At 41.9% G+C, this 24,564-nt stretch carries 25 protein-coding genes; 9 read left to right on the top strand and 16 right to left on the bottom strand.

The features are described from left to right. Positions 1-76 precede the first annotated feature (76 nt). The 7 genes from EDC37_RS10935 to EDC37_RS10965 form a co-directional block, all read right to left on the bottom strand. Complete coding sequence (locus EDC37_RS10935) at positions 77-307, bottom strand: nucleotidyl transferase AbiEii/AbiGii toxin family protein (RefSeq protein WP_132551271.1); 231 nt, start codon at positions 305-307, stop codon at positions 77-79. Further along, positions 304-897, bottom strand: a complete 594-nt coding sequence (locus EDC37_RS10940) for a type IV toxin-antitoxin system AbiEi family antitoxin domain-containing protein (RefSeq protein ID WP_196589725.1) — start codon at positions 895-897, stop codon at positions 304-306. Before EDC37_RS10940 ends, EDC37_RS10935 begins: the two co-directional genes overlap by 4 nt. Positions 898-1,220: 323 nt before the next feature. Continuing rightward, positions 1,221-2,603 (bottom strand): 23S rRNA (uracil(1939)-C(5))-methyltransferase RlmD, encoded by a 1,383-nt coding sequence (gene rlmD, locus EDC37_RS10945; protein WP_132551273.1) that lies wholly within the window; start codon positions 2,601-2,603, stop codon positions 1,221-1,223. 29 nt (positions 2,604-2,632) lie between these two features. Next, entirely contained in the window at positions 2,633-3,295 is a 663-nt protein-coding gene (locus EDC37_RS10950) for an HAD family hydrolase (protein WP_132551275.1), read from the bottom strand. Positions 3,296-3,340: 45 nt separating this feature from the next. Continuing rightward, entirely contained in the window at positions 3,341-3,685 is a 345-nt protein-coding gene (locus tag EDC37_RS10955; RefSeq protein ID WP_132551277.1) for a dihydropteroate synthase, read from the bottom strand. A gap of 9 nt (positions 3,686-3,694) precedes the next feature. After that, positions 3,695-4,315, bottom strand: a complete 621-nt coding sequence (locus tag EDC37_RS10960) for an MBL fold metallo-hydrolase (RefSeq protein WP_132551279.1) — start codon at positions 4,313-4,315, stop codon at positions 3,695-3,697. 4 nt (positions 4,316-4,319) lie between these two features. Further along, entirely contained in the window at positions 4,320-6,548 is a 2,229-nt protein-coding gene (locus EDC37_RS10965) for a RelA/SpoT family protein (RefSeq protein WP_132551281.1), read from the bottom strand. A gap of 527 nt (positions 6,549-7,075) precedes the next feature. On the opposite strand from EDC37_RS10965, the gene rny reads away from it, so the two are divergent. The 6 genes from rny to EDC37_RS10995 all read left to right on the top strand — a co-directional run bounded on the left by rny (position 7,076) and on the right by EDC37_RS10995 (position 12,183). Continuing rightward, on the top strand, positions 7,076-8,620 hold the full coding sequence (gene rny / locus EDC37_RS10970; protein WP_132551283.1) for a ribonuclease Y: 1,545 nt from the start codon (positions 7,076-7,078) through the stop codon (positions 8,618-8,620). 133 nt (positions 8,621-8,753) lie between these two features. Then, positions 8,754-9,272 carry a hypothetical protein gene (locus tag EDC37_RS10975; RefSeq protein WP_132551285.1) on the top strand — a complete coding sequence of 173 codons (519 nt, stop codon included), beginning with the start codon at positions 8,754-8,756 and terminating at the stop codon, positions 9,270-9,272. Positions 9,273-9,431: 159 nt separating this feature from the next. After that, the gene (locus EDC37_RS10980; RefSeq protein WP_132551287.1) at positions 9,432-10,217 is read left to right on the top strand and encodes a TIGR00282 family metallophosphoesterase; all 786 of its coding nucleotides are present in this window, start codon (positions 9,432-9,434) and stop codon (positions 10,215-10,217) included. 217 nt (positions 10,218-10,434) lie between these two features. Further along, positions 10,435-10,695 carry a stage V sporulation protein S gene (locus EDC37_RS10985; RefSeq protein WP_132551342.1) on the top strand — a complete coding sequence of 87 codons (261 nt, stop codon included), beginning with the start codon at positions 10,435-10,437 and terminating at the stop codon, positions 10,693-10,695. Positions 10,696-10,831: 136 nt separating this feature from the next. Next, positions 10,832-11,665 (top strand): Asp23/Gls24 family envelope stress response protein, encoded by an 834-nt coding sequence (locus EDC37_RS10990; RefSeq protein WP_132551289.1) that lies wholly within the window; start codon positions 10,832-10,834, stop codon positions 11,663-11,665. 29 nt (positions 11,666-11,694) lie between these two features. Continuing rightward, positions 11,695-12,183: an HD domain-containing protein gene (locus EDC37_RS10995; protein WP_132551291.1), complete on the top strand. Its 489-nt coding sequence runs from the start codon at positions 11,695-11,697 to the stop codon at positions 12,181-12,183. A 49-nt stretch (positions 12,184-12,232) separates the two neighbouring features. Here the strand turns inward: EDC37_RS10995 and EDC37_RS11000 are convergent, their stop codons facing one another. The 9 genes from EDC37_RS11000 to EDC37_RS11040 all read right to left on the bottom strand — a co-directional run bounded on the left by EDC37_RS11000 (position 12,233) and on the right by EDC37_RS11040 (position 21,144). Further along, positions 12,233-13,474 carry an HD domain-containing phosphohydrolase gene (locus EDC37_RS11000; RefSeq protein WP_132551293.1) on the bottom strand — a complete coding sequence of 414 codons (1,242 nt, stop codon included), beginning with the start codon at positions 13,472-13,474 and terminating at the stop codon, positions 12,233-12,235. A 141-nt stretch (positions 13,475-13,615) separates the two neighbouring features. Further along, positions 13,616-15,283, bottom strand: a complete 1,668-nt coding sequence (locus tag EDC37_RS11005) for a formate--tetrahydrofolate ligase (protein ID WP_132551295.1) — start codon at positions 15,281-15,283, stop codon at positions 13,616-13,618. Between the two features lie 34 nt (positions 15,284-15,317). Next, entirely contained in the window at positions 15,318-16,190 is an 873-nt protein-coding gene (folD, locus tag EDC37_RS11010; RefSeq protein ID WP_132551298.1) for a bifunctional methylenetetrahydrofolate dehydrogenase/methenyltetrahydrofolate cyclohydrolase FolD, read from the bottom strand. A 111-nt stretch (positions 16,191-16,301) separates the two neighbouring features. Beyond that, positions 16,302-17,156 carry a 4-hydroxybenzoate octaprenyltransferase gene (locus EDC37_RS11015; protein WP_132551300.1) on the bottom strand — a complete coding sequence of 285 codons (855 nt, stop codon included), beginning with the start codon at positions 17,154-17,156 and terminating at the stop codon, positions 16,302-16,304. Further along, the gene (locus tag EDC37_RS11020; RefSeq protein WP_132551302.1) at positions 17,149-18,609 is read right to left on the bottom strand and encodes a menaquinone biosynthesis decarboxylase; all 1,461 of its coding nucleotides are present in this window, start codon (positions 18,607-18,609) and stop codon (positions 17,149-17,151) included. Before EDC37_RS11020 ends, EDC37_RS11015 begins: the two co-directional genes overlap by 8 nt. 40 nt (positions 18,610-18,649) lie before the next feature. After that, complete coding sequence (gene tatC, locus EDC37_RS11025; RefSeq protein ID WP_132551304.1) at positions 18,650-19,429, bottom strand: twin-arginine translocase subunit TatC; 780 nt, start codon at positions 19,427-19,429, stop codon at positions 18,650-18,652. Then, a complete protein-coding gene (gene tatA / locus EDC37_RS11030) occupies positions 19,426-19,641 on the bottom strand; it encodes a twin-arginine translocase TatA/TatE family subunit (RefSeq protein ID WP_132551306.1) in 216 nt (71 codons plus the stop codon). The genes tatC and tatA overlap by 4 nt, the downstream gene beginning before the upstream one ends. A gap of 110 nt (positions 19,642-19,751) precedes the next feature. Next, positions 19,752-20,009, bottom strand: coding sequence for a twin-arginine translocase TatA/TatE family subunit (locus EDC37_RS11035; RefSeq protein ID WP_132551308.1), 258 nt, complete (start codon positions 20,007-20,009; stop codon positions 19,752-19,754). Between the two features lie 169 nt (positions 20,010-20,178). After that, a complete protein-coding gene (locus tag EDC37_RS11040; protein ID WP_330998860.1) occupies positions 20,179-21,144 on the bottom strand; it encodes a polyprenyl synthetase family protein in 966 nt (321 codons plus the stop codon). Between the two features lie 314 nt (positions 21,145-21,458). Between EDC37_RS11040 and nadE the strand changes: the two genes are divergently transcribed. From nadE to coaD, 3 genes are all read left to right on the top strand, one after another. Beyond that, the gene (gene nadE, locus EDC37_RS11045; protein WP_132551310.1) at positions 21,459-23,357 is read left to right on the top strand and encodes an NAD(+) synthase; all 1,899 of its coding nucleotides are present in this window, start codon (positions 21,459-21,461) and stop codon (positions 23,355-23,357) included. 67 nt (positions 23,358-23,424) lie between these two features. Beyond that, positions 23,425-24,006: a 16S rRNA (guanine(966)-N(2))-methyltransferase RsmD gene (rsmD, locus tag EDC37_RS11050; RefSeq protein ID WP_132551312.1), complete on the top strand. Its 582-nt coding sequence runs from the start codon at positions 23,425-23,427 to the stop codon at positions 24,004-24,006. Next, on the top strand, positions 24,003-24,479 hold the full coding sequence (coaD, locus tag EDC37_RS11055) for a pantetheine-phosphate adenylyltransferase (RefSeq protein WP_132551315.1): 477 nt from the start codon (positions 24,003-24,005) through the stop codon (positions 24,477-24,479). Before rsmD ends, coaD begins: the two co-directional genes overlap by 4 nt. Positions 24,480-24,564: the final 85 nt, after the last annotated feature.

Here is a 24,564-nt window from a genome sequence, read left to right on the forward strand (position 1 = left end):
ATACTGCATGGGTGTCGAGCTCCTTTCTGTGATACTTCTCTATAGTAACACAAAAGCTTTCATCTATCACTGACAACTATGCTAACACACAGGGATCTAGATCCATTGTAGCTCTAGTATCCAACCCAACTATTGAGGCAATTAACATGCCCCCTTTTATGACAAATTTACTAGCATAGTCTGAAGATGATAATCTATCCAAAAATCTCTCAAACATATAATTCTGCAATACTACCTGTGCTGCGATATTATGTCTTCTTGCATAGTTTTTAATGCGGCCTTTCAAACTCATCGCTTTTGAACTCACAATAACACCTCCATATAATTTTTTAGTATTTTACCGACTCTAAACTGCTCTGCATACATTGCCAACAAACTTAAATCCTTGGCTGCAGAAGCAACATAATTCTTGATGGAACTGATTACCGTTTCTTCATCTAATCTATTTCTACTTCGTAATATATCACAAATAGTACGTTCAGCGTTATAGCATCTAACAATGTTTCCTAAGGTTGTCTTTTTCTCTATTACACCCAACTGGTGCAAATCGGGCTTAATATAGTAAAAGTTACATTCATCTTTTATAGATGGCGGTACCGTCTTATTACTAGGAATGGTAACTGAATGGCAAAATGGTGTCCGGTCCGATAAACCGTTTAGGAATAATGCCGTATCATGTGAAAAAATCATTTGGGGCGAGCTTAAACTAAGCGTATACATATCATCCTCAACTGTATCGCTTAAAATATATACACCATGTCTACTTCTTTCCAGTAAATTCCCTTTTAAATATTTCGTCAACAGAGATTTAGAAAATCCCAAGGCCACAACCTGTGCCGTCGTAATCATATTATTATGCAGTTTTAATTCATTATATATTTTAGGATTCATATACATACACTTCACCTCCATAGTTTACTTTTGTAACGATATTATATATCATATCATTACAAAAGTAAACTTAACATATAAAAAAAGCCCTCCAGCCCATTTCTGATACTGGAAGGCTCACATCTAAACCGAGGTTTCAACCCTAAAAAAACATCTAGGTTGCCGCCTAGAAACTAGGTGTATCTAAATGAAGGTCTCAGCCCTATCTGCGTTATGTTATATTTTTAGCATTTATGTATTTATCACAAATACAAATTACGTATAGTATCAACCCGGGTTGAGTGTGCAATTTTGATGACAATGTCGCCAAACACTATATATAGTGTAGTTTATTGCTTTTTACCACTAGATTTTGCGGTCATCAGACAAACCGTCTCGACGTGACTAGTCATCGGGAACATATCCACAGGCTGCACCTGTTCCGCTTTATAGCCAACGTCGTTGAGTATGGCGATATCGCGAGCCAGGGAGGCCGGGTTACAGGAAACGTAGACAATGCGTTTAGGTCGCATGCTGGCGAAGGTTTTCAGCACTGTTGGTGTGCAGCCGGCACGTGGCGGGTCGACCACTATGACATCGGCACGGATACCTTTTTTATAAAGCTGGGGCATTACGGTAGTGGCATCCCCAACAATAAATTCTGCATTTTTGATACGGTTATCGCGCGCGTTTTTCTGTGCATCGATGATGGCTGGTTTGACGATTTCGATGCCATATACTTTTCTTGCTTTCTGGGCAAGGAATAAAGTGATAGTACCTGTTCCGCAATAAGCGTCAATGACGGTTTCCCTACCGGTAAGCTGGGCATATTCCAATGCCTTTTTGTACAGAACTTCAGCCTGGGCAGTGTTTACCTGAAAGAAGGAACGCGGTGATATATGAAAGGTAAGCGTTCCCAAGGTGTCTTTGATGGCAGGCCTGCCCCATAAAAGGTTCGTTTCGCGTCCCATGATTACATTATTGCGATAGGTCTGCACATTTTGCTGTACGCTGACAAGCTTAGGCAGTTTTTTGCGCAGCAGGCTTACAATTTCTTTACTGCGGCGCAGTTCTTTTGTCGCCGTTACGAAGATGAGCATACATTCACCGGCTTTGCCGACACGTCCGACTATATGGCGCAAGGTTCCTAAATGGCGGTCTTCATCATATATACTAATGCCCAGTTTTTGGACGATATCACGTACAGTATTGACGATGTCGTTGTTTAATTCTTTTTGGATATAGCAGTTGCGCGTATCAATTATTTGGTGGCTGCCTTGGGCAAAACAACCTATTAATATCTTTTTTTTATCCCTGCCGACAGGAAATTGCATTTTATTGCGGTAATTCCACGGGTTTTGCGCGCCTAAGGTTGCGTGTACAGGTAGGTTTTTTTGTCCACCGATTCTTTCTAGAGCATCAATTACCTGCTGGCGTTTTCTATCCAGCTGGGCTTCATAGGAAAGATGCTGCAGCTGGCAGCCGCCGCATTCGTAGTAAAGCCCGCAGCGCGGTGTTATTCGCTGCGGGCTGGCTTTTATAATGCGGACTATTTTACCAATGGCGTAATTCTTCTTTATTGTATGTACAAGTATTTCAGCTTGTTCAGCCGGTAAGGCATAAGGTACGAAGACGGTAAACCCGTCAACGCGGCCGACACCTTCACCATTGCTGCCAAGTCCTGTAATAGTTATTGTATAGTTGCTGTCTTTTTTTATTGGTACAGATTTCATTATAAATATAAAACTCCGTTTATAAAATATTATTTTGCATAAAATACGACTTTGCTGAGCAGGTCAGCAGGTCGTTCCAGTAAGATCTTTGCGCCGTTTTCCAGCAGTTCTTCTTTTGAGCGGAACCCCCAAAGGACACCTACTGGCAGCATACCAGCATTTACTGCTGTCTGCATATCGACTGAGGAATCGCCTAGATAAGCAACTTCTTCAGGCTTTACGGACATATGTGCAGCGAGCATGAGAACCTTGTGCGGATCTGGTTTTCGTTTCAATCCTGGGAGATCGCCAATAATTTCTTGGAATGTTCCTTTGGCAAATAGAGCCGCTATAATTTTTTTTGCTGCTTCATCATGTTTATTGGTGCAGACGGCGAGTGGTATCTTTTTTGCTTTTAGTGCGTTCAGCATTGCTGTTATGCCAGCGTAGGGTGCTGTCTTATCCAACTGGTGAACAGCGTATATCTCTTTAAACTTTACCAGTGCTTCTTCTACGGTTTCGGTAGAGGCAGTAGCGGGCAAAGCACGTTCTACGAGCTTTTTTATGCCGTTGCCGACCATGATACGGTATTTTTCTAGAGGATGGAGAGGAAAACCGTATCCTTTTAGTACAGTGTTTACGCTGTCAGTCAGGTCATTCAGCGAGTTTACCAAAGTACCGTCAAGATCAAAAATGACTGCCTTGTATTGCATAATATTGCCTTCCTTTTTTAGAAAATACGTGTTTTTTCTGTAAAACTATAGTGCTAAAAATTTATTTAAATCAGCCGCTATTTGTTTGAGCCCCCAAGGCTGGGCTGACAATACGGGGATTGCAGCTCGGTATTGTTTCAGGGTGCCCATGAGGATGACATCTGTATATTCCCTGCTCAGATCGGCGCAATGACGGGAAACGGCCGCATCACCGCCCTTGCTGAGCATTGTTTGTTTTAAAATATTAGCTGCTTTTGTTTGGATCTTATGCAGCTTTATGACGCGAAAAACAGCTTTTTCAGCCATCATGGCTATTCCTTCTGCGGTGCAGTCAACTGTTGCAAGCAATTTTTCTGCATCTTTTTTATCATGCACTGTTATGTTTTCCATAGGACAGGCTCAACAAAAATAAGGATTATAGGTTCTTTCATGGTCTATAGTGGTGGTGGGGCCATGTCCCGGGTACACTATGATTGAACCAGCGAGCGGTAGTATTTTTTCTTTAAGACTTTTTATGAGTGCGGCTGTTGAACCTCCCGGAAAATCAGTCCGGCCTATTGAATCAGCAAAAAGGGAGTCACCAGAGAAAATAATTTTTTCACCGACTAGGCAGATACCGCCCGGTGTGTGCCCAGGTGTATGCACAACACGCAGTTCACTATCACCGCATTTTACTATATCGTTTTCATTTAAGAAGAAATCAGCCTTCTTGGATAGGATAGGTTCTCCCCAATAAGCGGAAAGGTTTAACTTGGTATCAGTCAGCATCGGTGCGTCAAGTGGATGGATTCCCAGCTTTACGCCAAATTCATTGCAGACTTCTGTATTTGCACCAATATGGTCGCTGTGACCATGTGTATTTATTACATATTTTACTTTGCATTTTTCTTCTTTGACCCATTGGATAATTGATTTTGGCTGGGAACCGGGATCAATGATAAGTGCTTCACCGGTGGGTTCATCAATAGCAAGATAACAATTTTCTTCAAAGGAGCCATTTGTAAAAACTTTTACTTTCATAATTCTAATCCTCTTTCATCTCCTTCATTCTGCCTAATGCACGTGCCACCCTGAACACATCTTTGTTGCGCCGGAATTTACTCATTATAACCTCTGCCTGGGACATGCTGCGTACATCTAGACTCATTGCGATAGTGGAGGTTTTATTCTTCCTGTTAGGCCGTGCAGCTACGGAATGAATGTTTATTTTTGATTCAGAAGGGATTGCCAAAAGTTCTGTGAGGACACCTGGATGATCGTTGCAGATGATATCTATCGTCACAGTATAGGTTTTATCAAGGCCTACATCCCAGCTTACGTCAACGACACGAGATAAATCATTATCCGCGTTCAGCACGTTAGGACAATCGGCACGGTGGATGGACACGCCGCGTCCTCTTGTTATATAGCCGATTATTGGGTCACCGGGGATGGGATTGCAACAGCGGGACAAATGTACGAGAAAGCCGCTTTCACCGTCCACTAAGATACCATGGCTGCCCTTTTTCTTTTCTCCCTGCGGTTTTATCTGCTCCAGCATTTCTGATATGTCTGAGGGGGTAATGTCTTTCAAATCTTTTTTATAAAGCTCAATCAAGCGGGAGATAACGCCGTTTACGGTGATCCCACCATAGCCGAGTGAAGCCAGCAGGTCATTGGAGTTTTGGATATTCATCTTTTGGGCGACGATATCAAGCCGGTTGTCTTTGAGTAATTTCTTGGGATCATAGCCGAGATGCTTGATTTCTTTTTCGACAAGGGCCATTCCCGAGTCGATATTTTCTTCACGTTTTTGCCGTTTGAACCATTGGCGTATTTTCGTGCGTGTTTCGGAAGAGGCCACGATATTGAGCCAGTCTGGACTGGGGCCGTTGTTTTGGGGTGTACTTATAACGGAAACAATATCACCGTTATGCAATTTATATTCAAGCGGGACAATTTTACCATTTACTGTAGCACCTACGCAGTGATTGCCGATATCAGTATGGATGCGGTAGGCAAAATCGATGGGATTGGAGCCTTTGGGCAGGCCGATAACGTCTCCCTTTGGAGTAAAAACAAATACTTCGTCAGAAAATATGTCGACCTTGAGGGCTTCCACGTATTCATCAGGATCGCTCAATTCTTTTTGCAGGGAAATAAGCTGGCGCAGCCAGGAAAGTTTTTGGTCATACGCATTATTGGCATCAATGCTTTTACCCGATTCCTTATATTTCCAATGTGCGGCTATCCCGTATTCTGAAACCTGATGCATCTGGAACGTCCGTATTTGTATTTCCAGCGGATAACCGTTGGCTGCTATGACGGTGGTATGCAGGGATTGGTAGCCGTTGCTTTTAGGCATTGCTATATAATCTTTGAACCTGCCGGGAATAGGCTTCCATATATTATGGATTAAGCCCAGCACTGTATAACATTCGTGCACAGTGGAAACAAGTACACGTACAGCGGATAAATCGTATATCTCACTTATGTCTTTATTATCGCGTTTCATCTTGCGCCAGATGCTGTAAAAATGTTTGGCACGTCCTTGGATCTCAGCTTTTATATTAGCATCTTTTATTTCTTTGGACATTTCTTTTATAGAATTGTCAATGAATTTCTGCCGTTCCTGCCGTTTTTGCTGGACTTTTTCCACAAGATCATAATATTCTTCCGGATAAAGATAGCGAAAGCACAGATCTTCCAGTTCCCATTTTATGTTGGAAATCCCGAGACGGTTAGCCAGCGGTGCGTAGATTTCGATCGTCTCTCTGGCAATCCGTTTTTGTTTTTCTGCCGATACGTATTTGAGTGTACGCATATTATGAAGCCTGTCGGCAAGCTTGATCATTATGACGCGAATGTCCTTAGCCATGGCCAAAAACATTTTGCGGTAATTCTCTGACTGCTGCATTTCCTTCGATTTAAAATGAATTTTATTTAATTTGGTAACGCCGTCTATTAGGAGGGCAACCTCTTCGCCAAACTTATTTTTCATTTCTTCCAGCGTATAGGTAGTATCCTCAACAACATCATGTAAGATCGCCGCAGCTATAGTAACTTCATCTATATGCATCTGTGTAAGTATAGCTGCCACATGCAAGGGATGGATAATGTAATGCTCTCCAGAGGCTCTCTTTTGGTTAAAATGGGCTGCATATGCCAAATCATAGGCTTCCTGGATGATCGTTAGGTTAGCGTTCGGCTGGTATTCTTTTACAGCATTTTTTATATCTTCAATAGTTATTTCAGCGGCATTATCATCAATCATAATTATTACCCTCATATTTCATTTAAACCGTTTATCGAACACTTTTACACTTCAAATAAACTTTTGTTATTGATTGTATCATATTAGCCAGTTTTATAGCAATAGAAAAGCCCTGTTAAAACAAATATCTTTTGCCAGATTATAAGCCTGCCAGCCATCTTGACACTATCTGTAAAAACCTTTAAAATAATCATTATGTGATAGAGTATGTTTGACCAATATGGCAAGGCTCCTGCTGTGTCGTAAGTTGTAGGATGAATTGCCAGAGAAACTGTTGAGTTGCGGATAAATATAATTTATAACCGGTTTTTATGTTCCAGCAGCAGAAGGGTTTGCATGCGAGGAAAAACACCCCAAATACCGGTTATCGACGGGAATGTTATTTTTCGACAATAAATTGAACATAGTACAGGGTCTTTGCCTGAAGTGGTTAACAGATCACTGTCAAGTAATATTTCAGAATACTTGTAAATTGATGCTGTATTTTTCTAAAAAATTAAAAGAAATGCAAAGAAAAAGAAAGGGGGATGAAAATTATAATTGAGATAATTTTAGCAGCTGTTATTGCCATTATTCTTGGTTTTGCTGCTGGTTATGTCATGCGTAAGAAAAAAGCTGAAGAAATCATCGGTTCTGCAGAACTTGAAGCTAAACGTATTGTTGATTCCACACAGAAAGATATTGAAACGAAGAAAAAGGAATCAATTATCGAAGCTAAAGAGGAAACTCATCGTCTGCGTCAGGAACTTGAACGTGAAACACGCGAAAGACGCAGTGAGCTTCAAAGACAGGAACGTCGCCTGATGCAGAAAGAAGAGAATCTTGACCGTAAAATAGAAGGACTGGAAAAGAAGGAGTCGGTTCTTTCCCGCAAGGAGAACGAGATCGACAAGACACGCGAAACAGTTAATGCCATGCACGCAAAGCAACTGGCTGAATTGGAACGTATATCTGGGCTCACTTTAGATGAAGCCAGGACCATTCTGTTGGCGGACGCAGAAACAGCAATAAAGCATGATAAAGCCTTGATGATAAAAGAATATGAACAACAGGCGAAAGACGAAGGCGAGAAAAAAGCTCAGAATATAATTGCCCAAGCGATCCAGCGATGTGCTGCTGATCAAGTTGCAGAAACAACAGTTTCTGTAGTAGCCCTTCCCAATGATGAAATGAAGGGACGGATTATCGGTCGTGAAGGAAGAAATATACGTGCTTTAGAAACCCTTACAGGAATAGATCTAATCATTGACGATACACCGGAGGCAGTTATCTTATCAGGTTTTGATCCTGTGCGGCGGGAAATTGCCCGTATTGCATTGGAAAAATTGATAACTGATGGACGTATTCATCCGGCGCGTATTGAAGAAATGGTAGAAAAAGCGAGAAAAGAAGTTGAACAACGCATTAAGGAAGCTGGCGAACAAGCCTCCTTCGACAGCGGTGTACATGGACTTCATCCAGAACTTATACGTTTATTAGGAAGACTAAAATACCGTACAAGCTACGGGCAAAATGTCTTGCACCATTCTGTTGAGGTTGCCCATTTGGCAGGAGTCATGGCAGCCGAACTGGGAGTGGATGTGCCTATGGCTAAGAGGGCAGCATTGCTGCATGATATAGGTAAGGCAGTCGACCATGAAGTGGAAGGTTCACATGTAACGATAGGTGCTGACCTGGCTCGCAAGTACCGTGAATCGCCTAATATAGTCAATGCTATTGCGGCACATCACGGTGATGAAGAACCGCATACTGTAGAAGCAGTTCTTGTCGCTGCGGCTGATGCTATCTCGGCAGCACGTCCGGGAGCTCGTCGTGAAAGCTTGGAATCATATCTTAAGAGACTTACGCGTTTAGAAGACATTGCCGAATCGTTCGATGGTGTTGACCGTTCGTTTGCCATTCAGGCAGGCCGTGAAATCCGTATTATGGTTAAACCTGATAAAATAGATGATATTACTGCTGTAGGACTCGCACATGACATTGTCAAAAAGGTTGAAGGAGAACTTGAATACCCAGGACAGATAAAGGTGACCGTTATCCGTGAAACGCGCGTAGTCGATTACGCGAAATAATATAACCATGTAAATCGCAGGCATGTTCCAAATTTTTTTGTTTGGCATGCCTGTTTTTTGATTCTTTTATTGCGTGTATTATATGGCCTTGCTATAATATATATGACTTATAGTCTAAAGGTGGTGAAGCGGCATGCAGGGATTGAAACAGGAAAAAGCGGTTAATATGGATGGAGTGAATTTGTTGGTATCTATTCTCCTGCGTTATCCGGAGATTGGTACAATAACTTTTGATCCAGAGACAGATTCACTTAAGCTTACGTTCACACTGGATAATATGGTTCTGTCCGATAAGTTTGAGAAATTCAAAAAGCTTTTGATAAGCAGTATTTCAGCTTATCATTACCTTGAGAAAATAGAAAATGCAAAGATAAGAACAGAGACAGAAGTACATGAAAACACTTTATTCTTTCATGTATGGCGTGACATGGACACTGTTTCACAAGACGAAATTAAGCTCATCAGTGAGCTTATGGACGAGCATTTCGGTGACGCTATCATCAGAGATGATGCCAGTGATGCTGAAGAGGATACCGATGATATACAAGAAGAGCTTATTGACCATATGCTGGGCAATGTAAAGCTCAACCATGTAAGCGAACGCATCATCGGCTTGTGGGAAGAAGGCCGCGTTCTGGTATTTAATAAATAGTTTTTGATGGAGTATTGAGAATTTATTTATTATGGCATAACTGAATTATTTTGACTTAGGCAACGGATATGTTTACAATATAATTTGTAGGCGTATCCGTTTGTTATATTGCAAAATAATAAAAAAACTGCACATAGCTGCGGTGAAATGGAGTTATATATGAATATATTATTAGTCGGTGATATCTGCGGCCGTACAGGACGCACAGCCTTATTAAAATATCTACCAGCCCTCAAGCGGGAAAAGAATATTGATGTAGCTATTGTAAATGGTGAAAATTCTGCTGCCGGTAGAGGGATAACGAAGAGCACGCTCGAAGAACTTTATCGAGCTGGGGCAGATGTGATAACCTCAGGAAACCATATTTGGGATAAAAAAGAAATCATAAATTTTATTGATCAGGAACCATTTTTAATACGTCCGGCCAATTATCCAGAACCGGCACCGGGTAAGGGCTTTTGTATTTATCCGCTCAAGGCCAAAAACATAGGTGTGATGAATTTGTCAGGCAGATCTTTTATGCCGCCGATGGATTGTCCGTTCCAAAAGGCTGATCAGATACTGAAAAAGCTGTCGAGGGATTGCGGCATAATCATTTTGGATTTTCATGCGGAAACCACCTCGGAAAAGATTGCTATGGGCTGGTATCTGGACGGTCGGGTGACTTGTGTAGTGGGCACGCATACGCATGTCCAAACGGCTGATGAACAAATACTGCCGCAGGGAACAGCATATATAACGGACCTTGGGATGGTCGGCCCGCGTGTATCTGTGATTGGCATGGAAAAGGAGGCTGTTATCGAACGGTTCAAGACCTGTCGGCCAGTTCGCTTTGAACCGGCAGAAGGGCCTGTCGTTTTTAGTGCCCTTACCGTGAAGGTTGATGATAAAACGAATAAGGCTGTCAATTTAGAACGTATATTAATAAAAGAAGCATACCAATAAAAAGAAGGCAGTAACGTTTTTATCTTATATTATTACAAAGTCAAGCAGGTATATAGTTGCCTTTTATTTACAATGAAAACTATATCCATGATAAAAAAATAGAACTTCAGCTTTCGGCAACATCGTTGTACTTTTTAAAATAAAGGGAATGTGTTTTTTTTAGCGAATATCCTAATTATATTTGTAGTTTAGTTATATTATAGGGAGTGTGCTAATGATGGAAGTATTAAAAGTATCAGCTAAATCTAATCCCAATTCTGTTGCCGGAGCGTTAGCCGGAGTTTTACGCGAAACCAAAAGTGCTGAAATGCAGGCCATCGGTGCGGGCGCAATCAATCAGGCAGTCAAAGCTATCGCTATAGCTCGGGGGTTTGTTGCACCTCACGGTATTGACTTAATCTGCATACCTGCTTTTACTGATATTGAGATTGACGGAGAGGAACGTACCGCTATCAAGCTTATTGTTGAACCACGCTGAAGTGTTTTATAGACGCGGAGACAGTTTCTTTTATTGATAAACCAAATTTTTTATTATATAATGTTTCTAATTGCAGCAGTATGCTGTGGATGCTGCTGCCTTGTTGAATTTTCAAAGTGTGTTAAGGAGCTAAAGAATGGATGTTATTGCTTTAGTGGGACCAAGTGGCACGGGAAAGAGCCATCGTGCACTTATTGTTGCTCATGAAAATAAGGCAGATGCGATAATAGATGATGGTATTTTAATTAAGGATGGGAAGATTATCGCCGGTCATTCGGCGAAAAGGGAAGCTAGTAAGATTATGGCTGTACGTCGGGCCATTTTTATTCTTCCTGGACATGCAGAAGAAGTAAAAGCTGCAATTGAGAGAGAAAAACCGCATCGGATTCTTGTCCTTGCTACATCAGAAAATATGGCCTATAAGATTTGTAAAATATTGTCATTGCCTTCTATCTCCAAGATAATTAATATTGCGGATATTGCCACAAAAGCAGAAATGCATAAGGCACATGTCTGTCGTATTAAAGAGGGTAAGCACATTATCCCAGTGCCGACAATTGAGTTAAAACCACATTTTTCAGGATTTTTAATTGATCCGATTCAATCTTTTTTTAAAAAATCACGTACCAAGCGCCGCAAGCTGGGAGAAAAATCGATTGTGCGGCCTATTTTCAGTTACTATGGGCGGTTGATAATTGATGACTCGACAATATTGTCTATTGTTTCGCAGATCACTTCAAATAGGAAATCCGTCTATAAATTATTTGGTCTCCATGTTTATCATGTTTTTAAGGATGATGAAGACCAGGGTATTTGCCTATCCTTTAAAGTTATTTTAGTTTATGGCAAGCATATACCTACTCTTTTGAAAGAATTGCAGCATAAAATAAAGGTGACTATTGAATATATGACAGGCATGGTAGTGCAAAAAGTGGATATTACAGTAAATGCACTGCGTGTTCCTGCTTAAAAATGTCCAAAGGGGAGGGAATATCCGACATGACTAAAGAACAGGTTTTTCAAAAAATGATAGAATATTTTCGCGGCGACCCCAAACGCATCCAGCATTTTACAAAAGTTCATGCTTATGCCGCATTGATTGGTAAAAGTGAAGGACTACCCGCCCGGCAGCAGTTTATACTGGAAGTAGCAGCGCTGATGCATGACATAGGGATTAAACCGGCTGAAGAAAAATATGGGAATTGCAACGGAAAATTACAGGAGCAGGAAGGCCCCAGACCGGCAAAAGAAATGCTCATAGCTTTGGGAGCAGATAATGATGTGATTGAACGTGTCATTTACCTTATTGCCCACCACCATACATATGACCATGTGGATGGGAAGGATTACCAGATCTTGATAGAGTCGGACTTCCTTGTTAACGGTTATGAGGATGCGTTATCAGCACATGCCGTAAAATCGGTTTATGATAAATTATTTCGCACTGAATGTGGACGAAAGATATGCTGCGATATGTTCGCAATTTAAATAGAGCACCATTACAACCTGTTTTTACAGATTGTAATGGTGCTCTATTTTACCGTATATCGGTACCGGCTTCGCTGCCGCTTACCAAGAGACTAACGGCCTTATAATTATTCACCAGCAGTCCCACGAGGTTTTTGTCCAGTTTTAAGCTTTCTGCCATTTTTTTCATTATACATAATATCTCTTTTTGCGGCAGTCCCTGCCGATAAGGACGGTCTTCACGGAGAGCAACAAAGATATCGGCTACGGCTACTATTCTTGAACCCAGTGACAATGCGTCCGCTTTGAGGCGAAAGGGATAGCCAGAGCCGTCAAGGCATTCATGATGATAGGCAGCCCATTCAGCAATCCGTTCAAAACCATCTATCTGCCGCAGTATCCAGTAAGTATAATAGGCATGCTGGTGCATCAAGGCGAATTCTGCATCATTGAGTTTGCCAGATTTTTCAAGCACTGCGGTGGGAATGGAGAGCTTGCCCAGATCGTGTAAAAGGCCGGCGATCATTATTTCCTTGAGCTCTTTAGTGCAAAACCCCCTTTTTTTTGCCAGAAATACAGATATCTTGGACACGCTACAGGAATGGTCATAGGTAAACTCGCTTGTTCTGTCGATGATAGCTGCAAAAGTTCTTACTATGTCAATGATGTCAGTTTCTGTATATGGATAGGCCATGCCATAAAAGTCATTCTTTTTGAAGAAGAAATCAGCATAAGCCCTATCCGCAATGTTAAGCCAAAAGCTTTCTTGGTGGGAAATGTTCAGAAATGATTTTACAACTGCCGGTGCAAATAAACTACCGTTTTTTTCTTTAATGTCCTTGATGATGCCCTTGGCTTGCAGCAGTATATATTTTTGGGGATCTATATGCACTTCCACATAGTCTGCCAGCCGCAGTATTCTAGATTGTAAGGAAATTTTAGTTTCTGTCTTGCTGTCTTGCCAATTAGTATGGTGATACAGGATTATGTCAGCAAGATTCCTGAAATAATGAAAATTTTTCAGACAGGCATAGCCATCGTAGGCATGCGCCGTATAATGTTTGTCGAGCATTTTCTTTGGGTGAATATTGTCTGCGCACGGTTTTTTAGATAGTACAGAGCCAATGTCATGCAGTAATGCTGCCTGCAAAAGTGTTGCACAAGTATGATGTGGCAGTTCCATTTCTTCGGCAATTGCCATTGCAATGATAGCAACACGCCAATGATGGAAGGACAAATTTACAGATAGAAGCTCTAGTGCCATAGATAACGCTTTCACGAGATTGAGCGAGTTGTTATGCTGTATGTGCATGATATCTCCTTACTTATTATTGATTGATATTAGAAAAATTAGTATATATTATATATGACAAAAAGGCCAGACATACGGCGTCCGGCCTTTTTGTTATTCCTAAAGTATTCGTATTTAATTGTTTCGGTGGTGACACGGCAGTTAGAACAAGCCTGTTATTTTACCATTGACATCTATATCCATATTTTCTGCGGCTGGTTTTTTGGGCAGTCCCGGCATCGTGAGGATGTTACCGGTCAGTGCTACGATAAATCCGGCACCGGCAGAAAGGCGTATTTCTTTGACAGTTATTTTAAAGCCCGTTGGCCTACCCAGTTTGTGCATATCATCGCTGAGTGAATATTGGGTTTTAGCCATGCAGACAGGAAGGCGGGCAAAGCCCATCTTTTCCATTTGGGCAATAGCTTTATCGGCTGCGGGAGTATAGTTAACACCATCTGCTCCGTATATTTTTTTAGCGATGGCAGCTATTTTTTCTTTGGTGGACATTTCATCAGTATAAGTAAAGTGTAAAGTGGAGCTTGTGTCGGCAGCACGGATAACCTTTTGGGCTAGGTCGGCAGAGCCTTTACTTCCGTCGGTGAAAGCAGTAGATAAAGAAAATTCTACGCCGAGTTTTTGGCAGGCGTTTTCCAGCAAGTGGATTTCCGCTTCTGTATCGGCAGGAAATCTGTTGATAGCAACAATAGCAGGCAGACCAAAGTTCTTGATGTTTTCTACATGTTTGCTAAGATTTGCTAGGCCGGCTTCGAGTGCGGCCAGATCAGGTTTGGCAAGTTCTTGTTTGGCTAGGCCGCCATGCATTTTTAAAGCACGGATTGTGGCTACCACTACCACTGCGTCAGGTTTTAAGCCTGCGGCGCGACATTTTATGTTGATGAATTTTTCGGCACCCAGATCAGCACCGAAACCTGCTTCCGTAACCACATAATCGGCGAGTTTCAAGGCATATTTCGTGGCTAGGATGCTGTTGCAGCCATGTGCTATATTGGCGAACGGACCGCCATGGATGAAAGCAGGAGTTTTTTCCAATGATTGTACTAGGTTTGGCTTGATGGCATCCTTGAGCAATAATGCTAAGGCTCCGGTGACGTTCAAATCATCCGCGCGGACGGGTTCTCCGGCATGGTTATAGGCAACAACAATTTTACCGATACGTTTTTTGGCATCCTGCAAGTTATCGGAAAGGCATAAAATAGCCATTAATTCGGAAGCAACGGTGATATCAAAACCAGTTTCCCGCGGCACACCATGTGCTTTGCCACCTAAACCGCAGATGATATTACGTAGTGCCCTGTCGTTTAGGTCAACTACACGGCGCCAGGTGATTGTCCTGACATCTATATCGAGTGCATTACCCTGTTGCAAGTGATTGTCGAGTACAGCGGCGAGAAGATTGTGTGCTGAGGTTAAAGCGTGAAAATCTCCCGTAAAATGCAGGTTGATATCTTCCATTGGCACCACTTGGGCATAGCCGCCGCCGGCAGCACCGCCTTTTATGCCAAAGCAAGGTCCGAGTGAAGGTTCACGCAGTGCTAAAGCAGTCTTTTTGCCCAGTGAGTGCAGTGCATCACCGAGACCGATGCTCATAGTGGTTTTTCCTTCTCCGGCTGGAGTAGGATTGATCGCTGTAACTAAGATCAATTTACCATTCTTTTTGTTTTTGAGCTTATGCCATGTATCTATGGTAATTTTGGCTTTGTATTTTCCGTATAGCTCCAGATCATCTTCAGTCAAATCAAGCTGCGCTGCTATTTCACGTATATGTACCATCTGAGTTTCTTGGGCAATTTCCACATCAGTTTTCAATAGAATAACCTCCTCTATTCTTTACCGCATTGACTTAACGGTTCTGCTGCGTTTGCTGCAACATTGCCGCTTCCAGAGTATTGTGCATGAGCATAGCTATAGTTAAAAGGCCTACACCGCCTGGTACGGGTGTTATAAAGCCGGCCTTTTCCTTTACTGTTGTAAAATCAACATCACCGGTTATTTTTTTCGGGGCAATGCGGTTGATGCCGACATCTATTACTACTGCGCCTGGCTTTATCATATCAGCCGTGACAAAGTTTGGTTTTCCCACTGCCGCCACCAGTATGTCAGCTGTAGCAGCTATTTGCTGTAGGTTACGTGTGTGGGAATGGCAGACCGTTACAGTCGCGTTTTTTGCCAAAAGCAGATTAGCCATAGGTTTGCCGACAATATTGCTTCGCCCGATAATGACTGCATTTTTGCCATCCAAAGAAATTCCCGCCAGTTCTAGCATCTTAATACAACCGAGCGGTGTGCACGGTACCATGCATTTTTCGCCGATAGACAGTCTGCCGGCATTTACCGGATGGAAACCGTCAACATCCTTCAGGGGATTTATGCGGTAAAGCAGTTCATTTTCATATTTGTGCAGAGCTTTTGGCAGCGGCAGCTGCAACAATATGCCATGGATATTGCTGTCGTTATTTAAGTTTTCTATAGTAGCTATGAGTTCATCTTTGCTTATGGTCGGTACAAGCTCGATCACCTGTGAATTGATTCCCATTTCCGCGCAGGTTGTATGTTTGTTGCGGACATATACTTGCGAGGCAGGGTCTTCACCAACTATAATTACTGCCAATCCGGGGGTTATACCTGTCTTTTCGGTAAATTCGGCTATCTTTTCTTTTGTTTCGTCTTTAAGTTTTTTAGCGTATGTTTTTCCCCATAAAATAGTAGCGGACATTACATACCTCCTGAGGTCAATTATTTAGATCCTTTATATAGTTTAAGTCATAGTTAACAATATTATATTTATAATGCCTATCTTATTTGCTTTGGGCAGGGACAGCTCTGTTCAATATTTTTGCAGGATACTGATTGCCGTAAAAATAAAAATGACGATGGAAACAATGCCGTTACGCATAAAATATACTTGTGTAAGACGGCTATAGTCAGTGAAAGATACTATCGAATGCTGGTAAATAAGCGTTATGACCGCGATCACTATGCCAATATAGTAAACAAAAGGCAGATTGTAAAGCAGGCCGACGAGGATAAAACAGATTATGCTCGCCGCATGGACAAAAGAAATTATGGAAAATACCCTGCGTGCCGTGAACTGCGTAGCAAGTGAATGCAGACCGTGTGCCCTATCAAAGGCTTCATCTTGGCTGCCGTAGATGGCATCAAAACCACCTATCCAAAGGCAGACACCCAAGCCGAGTAGTAGGATGGGCAGTGAAAGCGTACCGGTTATAGCTATGTAGCTGCCTATCGGTGCCATTGCCAGCGCAGCCCCCAAAACGAAATGGCACATAAATGTAAAACGTTTTGTATAGGGATAGACAAGCAAAACGATGATTGCCAATGGTGTCAGATAAATACAAATAGGGGCAAGCTGCAGGGCAGAGAAAATAAAAAGCACCATGCAGATAAGCAGCAGTAACAATACTTCTGCCGGTTTGACCGCACCTTTTACCATAGGCCTGTTGGCCAGCCGCGGTTGCAGCCGGTCATATTTCAAGTCTATGAGATTGTCGAGAACCATAGCGGAGCTTCTTGCACCTATCATCGCCAATGTGATAAAAATAAAGTCATGCAACGACGGTAGTCCCTGTGCTGCCAGAAAGGTACCCATATAGGCAAAGGGAAGGGCAAATACCATATGGTGCAAGGCAATATTATTAATATGGGCAGATATCTTATTCAAGACCAAGATCCTTCCATTTTTTATCAACCATATCTTTGATGTCAGCACTCATGGTGATTTCATCAGGCCATTCACGGGTATGTCCTTCTTCCGGCCAGGTTTTTGTGGCATCAATACCTATCTTGGTTCCCCATTTAGGCATTGGGGAAGAATGGTCAAGGACATCGAGCGGGCCGTCGACCATGACAAGATCTTGTTTGGCATCAATATTATTATATACACGCCACCAGACTTCTTTTTGGTCTTGTACATTGACATGGGCATCAACGATAATGATCATTTTGGTAAACATTGCCTGTCCCATGCCCCAGATAGCCTGCATGACTTTTTTTGCTTGCTGTGGATAAGTCTTTTTGATAGATATCATCATACAATTATGGAAGACACCTTCCAACGGGCAGTTGATATCTACTATTTCCGGCAGCATTTGTTGCATGAGCGGTAAAAATATCCGTTCCGTAGCCTTGGCGATATAACAGTCCTCCATAGGCGGTTTACCAACTATAGTAGCAGCATAAATAGGATTTTTACGATGCGTAATACAGGTTATATGAAATACGGGATAATCGTCAGCCAATGAATAATAGCCGGTATGGTCACCAAAAGGGCCTTCACGGTGGAATTCACTAGTATTTACATAACCTTCGAGGACGATTTCGCTTGTAGCGGGAACTTCTATGTCAACCGTTTCGCATTTTACCATTTCAACAGATTTTTTGCGTAGAAAACCAGCAAAGACCATTTCATCCACATCACGCGGTAACGGGGCCGTAGCTGCATAGGTGAGCACCGGATCGGTACCGATGGCAACCGCCGCTTCTAACCTGTCATGTCCCAAACGCTTGTTTTCCCGAAAATTTTCGGCACCGTTCTTATGGATATGCCAATGCATACCTGTGGTAGTGCCATTATATTTTTGCAGACGGTACATGCCGACATTTCTTTTGCCGGTTACAGGATTCTTGGTAAAAACGAGCGGCAAGGTAATGAAAGGGCCGCCGTCCTGCGGCCAGCAGGTCAGGATAGGAAACTTATCAAGTGACGGATTGTCCTTAATAATGACATCCTTACAGGGAGCCCTTCTTACATATTTAGGGAAATTTATAGCCCTTTTAGCCAGTGGAATGATATGGATAAGATCCATCTTTTTCTGGAGTGATATATACGGCAGTTTTAATATTTCACGAAGCTCATCGGGAACGTCCTCAAGCTTTTCCACTCCAAGTGCTATCGCCATACGTTCCATGGAGCCAAAAGCATTTATGAGTACAGGTATATCGTAGCCCTTAACATTTTCAAAAAGCAGGGCAACATTTTTATTGCCATCCATTTTGCAGACACGATCTGTAATTTCCGTTATTTCCAGATAGCAGTCGACAGGAGTTTGTATTCTTTTTAATAGATTACGCTTTTCAAGTTCAGCGATAAACTCGCGCAAATCGGCAAATGCCATTATATAACCTCTTTTCATAATAATATAAGATAATTTCTATTTATTTTCTTAAAGCAAACCGTACAATTAAATAACTCGAAAAATATAAAACGATCATCGGCAGTGCTATCGTGCACTGCGTAAAAATATCCGGTGTAGGTGAGATTACGGCCGCAATTACAAATGCCAGAAAAGTGACTAGCCGCCATTTCCGTATAAGAAATTTTGAAGTGACAAAGCCAATCTTAGCTAAAATGACAACAATAAGGGGGAGCTCAAAAACCGCGCCAAAAGGAAGTACAAAGGAAATGACAAAGTCAAAATATTTACCAACAGAAAAGAGCGGCATCAGATTGTCTGTGCCAAAGCCAATAAAAAACTTTACAGCGGCTGGCAGTACAAGAAAAAAAGAAAAGAGCAGCCCGCCGAAAAAAAGAAAGAAAGAAGCAGGCACGACGATGACCAATACTTTGCGTTCCTTTATCGTCAATGCCGGCAGAACAAAGCACCATATTTGGTAAAGGACGATTGGCAGTGACAATAAAAAGCCGGAGAAAATAGCAACTTTTATATAAGTAAAAAAAGCTTCAGTCGGCTGCATATAATAAAGTTTTCCGGCTGGAAGCACTAAAAAGTGCATAATATCTTCAATAAAAAAATAGCAGATGCCACTGCCTATGCAAACAGCAATCAGACTCCTGATAATTCTTTTGCGCAGCTCTTCAAGATGCTCTATCAGGGTCATGTTCCCTTCCGGTTTTTCTTCAGCAGCTTGGGTCGGTACTGAAGGTTTGACCGTGGTTAAATCAGCAGGAGTTTTTTCTTGCATAATGTCGCTCATTTTTTCTGTTCTTCTTTTACATCAATAATTTTTTGTTCAGTATCAGCCGTATTTTTAGTGCCTGCCGGTTTATTGTTTTCCTCTGTGGCATTTTTGAATTCCTTGAGACTTTTACCGATGGCTCTTCCTAACTCTGGCAGCTTTCCCGGTCCGAAAAACACAAGCCCAATGACAAGAATAAGCAACAGCTCTGGTACACCTATATCAAACATCCTTATCCTCCTAAAATCATCAATAGTATAAAAAATACTGTCGCAGTTTGTGCTGCGTCACGGCAAAGACATACTAAAAAGCGCCTTCCAATAGCAAAGACGCTTTTTAGTTATTTATCCGCTATTTTTGTTTCTGCTGTTTTCGTTTCAGCAGTCTGTACATTTTGTGCAGGTGCCTGTGCTTCAGGCTTGGCTGCAGGAGGAGTCTGCTGGACTGTGGTAGTATCGCTGATTCCCGCTGTGGCCTTTTTCAGTTCGTTGATGCTTTTACCTACTGCACGGCCTACCTCCGGTAATTTTCCCGGGCCAAATAAAACCAATCCAATGATCAAAATAACGATAAGTTCTGGAACACCAATACCAAACATTTTCATCGCTCCTTTTAACCTAAAATACTGTAACCTCATAATTACCGGTATAAATAGAACCAACTACCCATACAGAAGAACGTACAGGCGATTATTGTCAAAAAACATAAATAAAATTTATATAATACAGCTTAATTATAAATTCAATTGTATTATATCACAGTTATTTTTAAAAATCACGTTTGCCAACAAAATCTGCCACTTCAATGAAAGATTTTCTTATTGTGGGTGGTAGACCGTCAGGAAGTGCCTGTCTGGCCTCGTCGAGATAATCATAAACTTTTTTACGGGCATAATCAAGACCATCACTTTCCCTTGTGATATCTACAGCTCGCTTTACCATCTGGGGATTAAGCGTGCTGTCCATAATGATCTTAGCCAGTTCTTCACTGTCAGGGCTTGTCTGGACAGCCCTGATGACAGGCAACGTTATAATTCCCTGCAAGATGTCATTACCTGCCGGTTTGCCTATTTTTTTGTCATTAGAGGTAAGGTCAAGGATATCGTCCGTTATCTGGAAAGCCATTCCCAGACACCGTCCGTAAGTATAGAGCTTATCTGTTGCGCTTTTGGGCAGTTCAGCTATAATGCCGCCGATTTCACAGCTTGCAGCTATAAAATCTGCCGTTTTTTTAGAGATAGCTGTATAATATTCCTCCTCCGAGCGCAGCTTGTAATGCTTGTCATTCTGGTGGATTTCTCCTTCACTGAGCCCACAGATGACATTTGAGAGGCGCATCAGGATACGTCTGTCGTAATCTTTGTCGGCCACTAAACCAAAGGCACGGGAGAATAAAAAATCGCCGCTCAATATGGAAATATTATTTCCCCATTTGGCATTGGCTGTGGCAGTACCCCTTCTAATAGAAGCATTGTCGAGAACATCATCATGCACAAGCGAAGCCATATGGATGAGTTCAATGGTGATAGCCATAGGGAGCACATAATCTATATCGTAGTGACTGTGGCTGTGCGCTGCTAAAAAATACAGTGCAGGACGCAGCCTTTTGCCGCCGGATTCGATGAGATGCCGGCTAATTTCTGTTATTAATGCTACATCTGAGTATACTTGCTGGGAAAGACCCTTTTCAAGAGCATTCAAATCTTTTTTTATTACATAAAGCATTTTGTTCATTAGCAAATAAATCACCTACAAATAAATTCATAACTAATTAAGTTTACTACATAATGCGTCAATTAGTAAACCGCCTACGGGAAAAAAAGCTGTAAATTTTTCTAATGTTTGAAGATTAAGAAGATATTTTGCTTGTCAATAGAGATATTTCATGATATTTTAATATTGGTTTGGGGTTAATTAGAAAAACAAGATGGAAATTGTATTTGATCTATTACCGTTTTGTTAATTATAGGTTAATTATATAATTAGAAGAAAATAATGTTCTTTTTTGCAGAGAAGTTTTGCTGCATACAGAAAAGGCGGGTTTGTTTATGATAAAGATTTGTTCTTGCCAACTAGAAGTGGAAGCGGGACAGCCAAGCGTGAATCTGGCAAAGATGCTTTCCCTTATTGAGGAAGCAAAAAAAAATAATGCTGATATTATTGTTTTTCCAGAAATGGCTGTACCAGGATACTTTATAGGTGACACATGGGATTCGTCGTCCTTTTTGCGGGATTGCGAAGACTGCGGCAGGGAACTTATTGAAGCAGCTGACGGTATTGTTGTTATTTTTGGCAACATAGCTATAGATTGGCAGAAAAAGAACCGTGACGGCCGTGAACGCAAATACAACGCCCTTTTCGTAGCACAAAACAAGCAGCTTTTGTCAGCAGAAAATGCTGTTTACCCTTTTACCATAAAGACGCTGCATCCAAATTACAGGGAGTTTGATGACTCACGCTATTTTTGCAGTACTACCATGCTGGCAACAGAACTGAGAAAAGACGTGCGTGATTTGATCAAACCATTTACTTTAAATATAAAAGGAAAATTGTTTTCCATCGGCTGTGTCCTATGTGAAGACGGCTGGAATGATGATTACCCTTTATCACCGATAGATATACTGTGCGCAGGGAAAAAACCGGATATTATTTTCAATATATCGGCATCGCCTTATACATTAGGAAAAAATAACAAACGCCATCGCATCTTTTCCCGCCATGCCAAGGTAAATAATGTACCTATCGTTTATGTCAATAAAGTGGGCATCCAAAACAACGGGAAAACCGTATATACATTTGATGGTTCAAGTACTGTTTATGCTGCGGATGGTTCTATTGCCGCTTATGCAATGCCCTATCAGGAAATAAACCAATATATTAACTTTCCTTTAAAACAAAGGGCGGTTCAAGATCTTGCCAGCGATATAGAAAAAGATGATATCGCCTGTATTTATAAGGCTTTAGTCTATGGAATCAGTAAATTTCTGCAAAAAATACATATGCGAAAAGTAGTCATTGGTATTTCTGGTGGTATCGATTCGGCTGTTGCGGCAGCCCTTTATAGCAAGACCATCGGGCCGGAAAATGTCCTGTTGGTCAACATGCCAAGTGTATATAATTCGTCTACGACGAAAGACCTCGCCCGTGACATGGCAGAAAATCTTGGTTGCGCTTATGCTGTAGTGCCTATTCAGGAATCAGTCGACTATACGATTAAACAATTTACCAGTATAAAAATATACCATGCGTCGGCAAACGTACCGGAAAGAATAAAAATATCTTCGTTCACAGCGGAAAACATCCAGGCGCGTGACCGTTCCGCCAGAGTGCTGGCCGGATTGGCCGCAGCTATAGGCGCTGGTTTTACCTGCAATGCCAACAAAGCGGAAACGACTGTCGGCTATTCAACTTTATACGGTGACCAGGCGGGATTCCTGGCAGCCTTGGCCGATTTGTGGAAATATCAGATTTATGGACTGGTACATTATATTAATAAGGTCGTTTACCAAAAAGAAGTCATACCCCAGGCTGTCATTGATATAGTTCCGAGCGCGGAACTTTCTGCCAACCAAAATGTTGATGAAGGAAAGGGCGATCCGCTGAAGTATCCGTACCATGATTATTTGTTCCGTGCCTTTGTGGAACGGTGGGATAAAGCAACACCGGAGGATATTCTCACTTGGTATAGCGACGGGGTGCTGGAAGAGAAAATAGGCTGCGCGCCCGGACTTGTAAAAAAATATTTTGCCACGGCGGCAGAATTTATTGCTGATCTGGAGCGTTGGTGGAACCTTTTCTCGGGGATGGCAGTAGCCAAAAGAATCCAAGCACCGCCGATAATGGCAGTCAGCCGCAGAGCCTATGGTTTTGATCAGCGGGAGGCACAAAACGGGCCTTATTATACGAGAAAATATGCCGTTTTCAAGCGGCAGCTTCTGGGCAAATAATTTTGGCATTAGTTTGTGTTTTCTGGTATACTATATAATTAAGAAATAAGGTAATTAAAGGTGAACCATGAGAATAATAACCGGCAGTGCACGCGGTACAAAGCTCAGAGCACCGAAAGGAACTAATACGCGGCCGACAGCGGACAGAATAAAAGAATCGCTGTTTAACATCCTACGTGCCGAAGTACAGGGGAAAACGGTACTGGATGTTTTTGCGGGCAGTGGTTCTTTAGGACTTGAGGCTCTCAGCCGTGGTGCTGAAAATGCTGTTTTCGTTGATAAAGACGCTGATAGTATTAAAATTATTGGTGATAATGCCCGGCATACGCATCTGGCTGATAAAGCGGACATACGCCGTGGTGATGCGTTTACCCTGCTTAGAAAATTGAGCGGGGAAAACCGTCTGTTTGATGTAATTTTTTGTGATCCGCCTTATCATTTCGGCCTGTGTCAGAAATTGCTTAATGCAGTTGATGGTTCAATATTAAAAGGTGGTGGCTTGTTTATCGCCGAAACCGGTGCAGACGAAGTCCTTGATGCGTCAAAAACGGGTTTTACGCTATTGCGTGAGCAAACCTATGGAGCAACCACAAAGATAAATATTTATAAATATATGGCTGAGCGTATATCTGAGGGGGAGATATTTTGACAACAGCTTTATGTCCTGGCAGCTTTGATCCCGTGACTAACGGGCATATAAATATTTTCGAGCGCACCGCCAAAATTTTTGATCAGGTTATTGTGGCGGTATTTAACAATATAAGGAAGGATTCTTTTTTACCAATACAGGAACGTTTGGAATTGCTGCGATCATCGACTGCCCATATCAAAAATATAACTATTGATTCCTTTGACGGCCTTTTAGCTGATTATGTAACGGCGAAAAATGCTGATATCGTTGTTCGTGGATTGCGCGACCAAAATGATTTTTTCTATGAAACGTCACAGATGCTGATGTTGAAACGAATGGCACCGCAGGTAGAATCAGTCTACCTGATGAGCGAGCACCAATACTCATATGTCAGTTCTTCAGCTATCCGCGAACTAGTGAACTTTCACGGTGATATCAAGGGACTCGTTCCCCGTTGCGTGGAAAAGGCGGTAAAAGCAAAATTCGGGTAATTCTGCTGTAGTAATTGAACCAGCAGGCACCAGAGTCGATCAGGCAGAAATTATTTACTAAACTATCAGTGGAGGTAGAAATTCA

The organism is Pectinatus cerevisiiphilus, from assembly GCF_004341685.1.
Taxonomy (GTDB): Bacteria; Bacillota; Negativicutes; order Selenomonadales; family Selenomonadaceae; genus Pectinatus; species Pectinatus cerevisiiphilus.

What these genes read in the sequence shown, in the direction of transcription:
- EDC37_RS10940 (WP_196589725.1), bottom strand. Translation starts at nt 897, where the DNA reads ATGTATATGAATCCTAAAATATATAATGAATTAAAACTGCATAATAAT.
- rlmD (WP_132551273.1), bottom strand. Translation starts at nt 2,603, where the DNA reads ATGAAATCTGTACCAATAAAAAAAGACAGCAACTATACAATAACTATT.
- EDC37_RS10950 (WP_132551275.1), bottom strand. Translation starts at nt 3,295, where the DNA reads ATGCAATACAAGGCAGTCATTTTTGATCTTGACGGTACTTTGGTAAAC.
- EDC37_RS10955 (WP_132551277.1), bottom strand. Translation starts at nt 3,685, where the DNA reads ATGGAAAACATAACAGTGCATGATAAAAAAGATGCAGAAAAATTGCTT.
- EDC37_RS10960 (WP_132551279.1), bottom strand. Translation starts at nt 4,315, where the DNA reads ATGAAAGTAAAAGTTTTTACAAATGGCTCCTTTGAAGAAAATTGTTAT.
- EDC37_RS10965 (WP_132551281.1), bottom strand. Translation starts at nt 6,548, where the DNA reads ATGATTGATGATAATGCCGCTGAAATAACTATTGAAGATATAAAAAAT.
- rny (WP_132551283.1), top strand. Translation starts at nt 7,076, where the DNA reads ATGAAAATTATAATTGAGATAATTTTAGCAGCTGTTATTGCCATTATT.
- EDC37_RS10975 (WP_132551285.1), top strand. Translation starts at nt 8,754, where the DNA reads ATGCAGGGATTGAAACAGGAAAAAGCGGTTAATATGGATGGAGTGAAT.
- EDC37_RS10980 (WP_132551287.1), top strand. Translation starts at nt 9,432, where the DNA reads ATGAATATATTATTAGTCGGTGATATCTGCGGCCGTACAGGACGCACA.
- EDC37_RS10985 (WP_132551342.1), top strand. Translation starts at nt 10,435, where the DNA reads ATGGAAGTATTAAAAGTATCAGCTAAATCTAATCCCAATTCTGTTGCC.
- EDC37_RS10990 (WP_132551289.1), top strand. Translation starts at nt 10,832, where the DNA reads ATGGATGTTATTGCTTTAGTGGGACCAAGTGGCACGGGAAAGAGCCAT.
- EDC37_RS10995 (WP_132551291.1), top strand. Translation starts at nt 11,695, where the DNA reads ATGACTAAAGAACAGGTTTTTCAAAAAATGATAGAATATTTTCGCGGC.
- EDC37_RS11000 (WP_132551293.1), bottom strand. Translation starts at nt 13,474, where the DNA reads ATGCACATACAGCATAACAACTCGCTCAATCTCGTGAAAGCGTTATCT.
- folD (WP_132551298.1), bottom strand. Translation starts at nt 16,190, where the DNA reads ATGTCCGCTACTATTTTATGGGGAAAAACATACGCTAAAAAACTTAAA.
- EDC37_RS11020 (WP_132551302.1), bottom strand. Translation starts at nt 18,609, where the DNA reads ATGGCATTTGCCGATTTGCGCGAGTTTATCGCTGAACTTGAAAAGCGT.
- tatC (WP_132551304.1), bottom strand. Translation starts at nt 19,429, where the DNA reads ATGAGCGACATTATGCAAGAAAAAACTCCTGCTGATTTAACCACGGTC.
- tatA (WP_132551306.1), bottom strand. Translation starts at nt 19,641, where the DNA reads ATGTTTGATATAGGTGTACCAGAGCTGTTGCTTATTCTTGTCATTGGG.
- EDC37_RS11035 (WP_132551308.1), bottom strand. Translation starts at nt 20,009, where the DNA reads ATGTTTGGTATTGGTGTTCCAGAACTTATCGTTATTTTGATCATTGGA.
- EDC37_RS11040 (WP_330998860.1), bottom strand. Translation starts at nt 21,144, where the DNA reads ATGAACAAAATGCTTTATGTAATAAAAAAAGATTTGAATGCTCTTGAA.
- nadE (WP_132551310.1), top strand. Translation starts at nt 21,459, where the DNA reads ATGATAAAGATTTGTTCTTGCCAACTAGAAGTGGAAGCGGGACAGCCA.
- rsmD (WP_132551312.1), top strand. Translation starts at nt 23,425, where the DNA reads ATGAGAATAATAACCGGCAGTGCACGCGGTACAAAGCTCAGAGCACCG.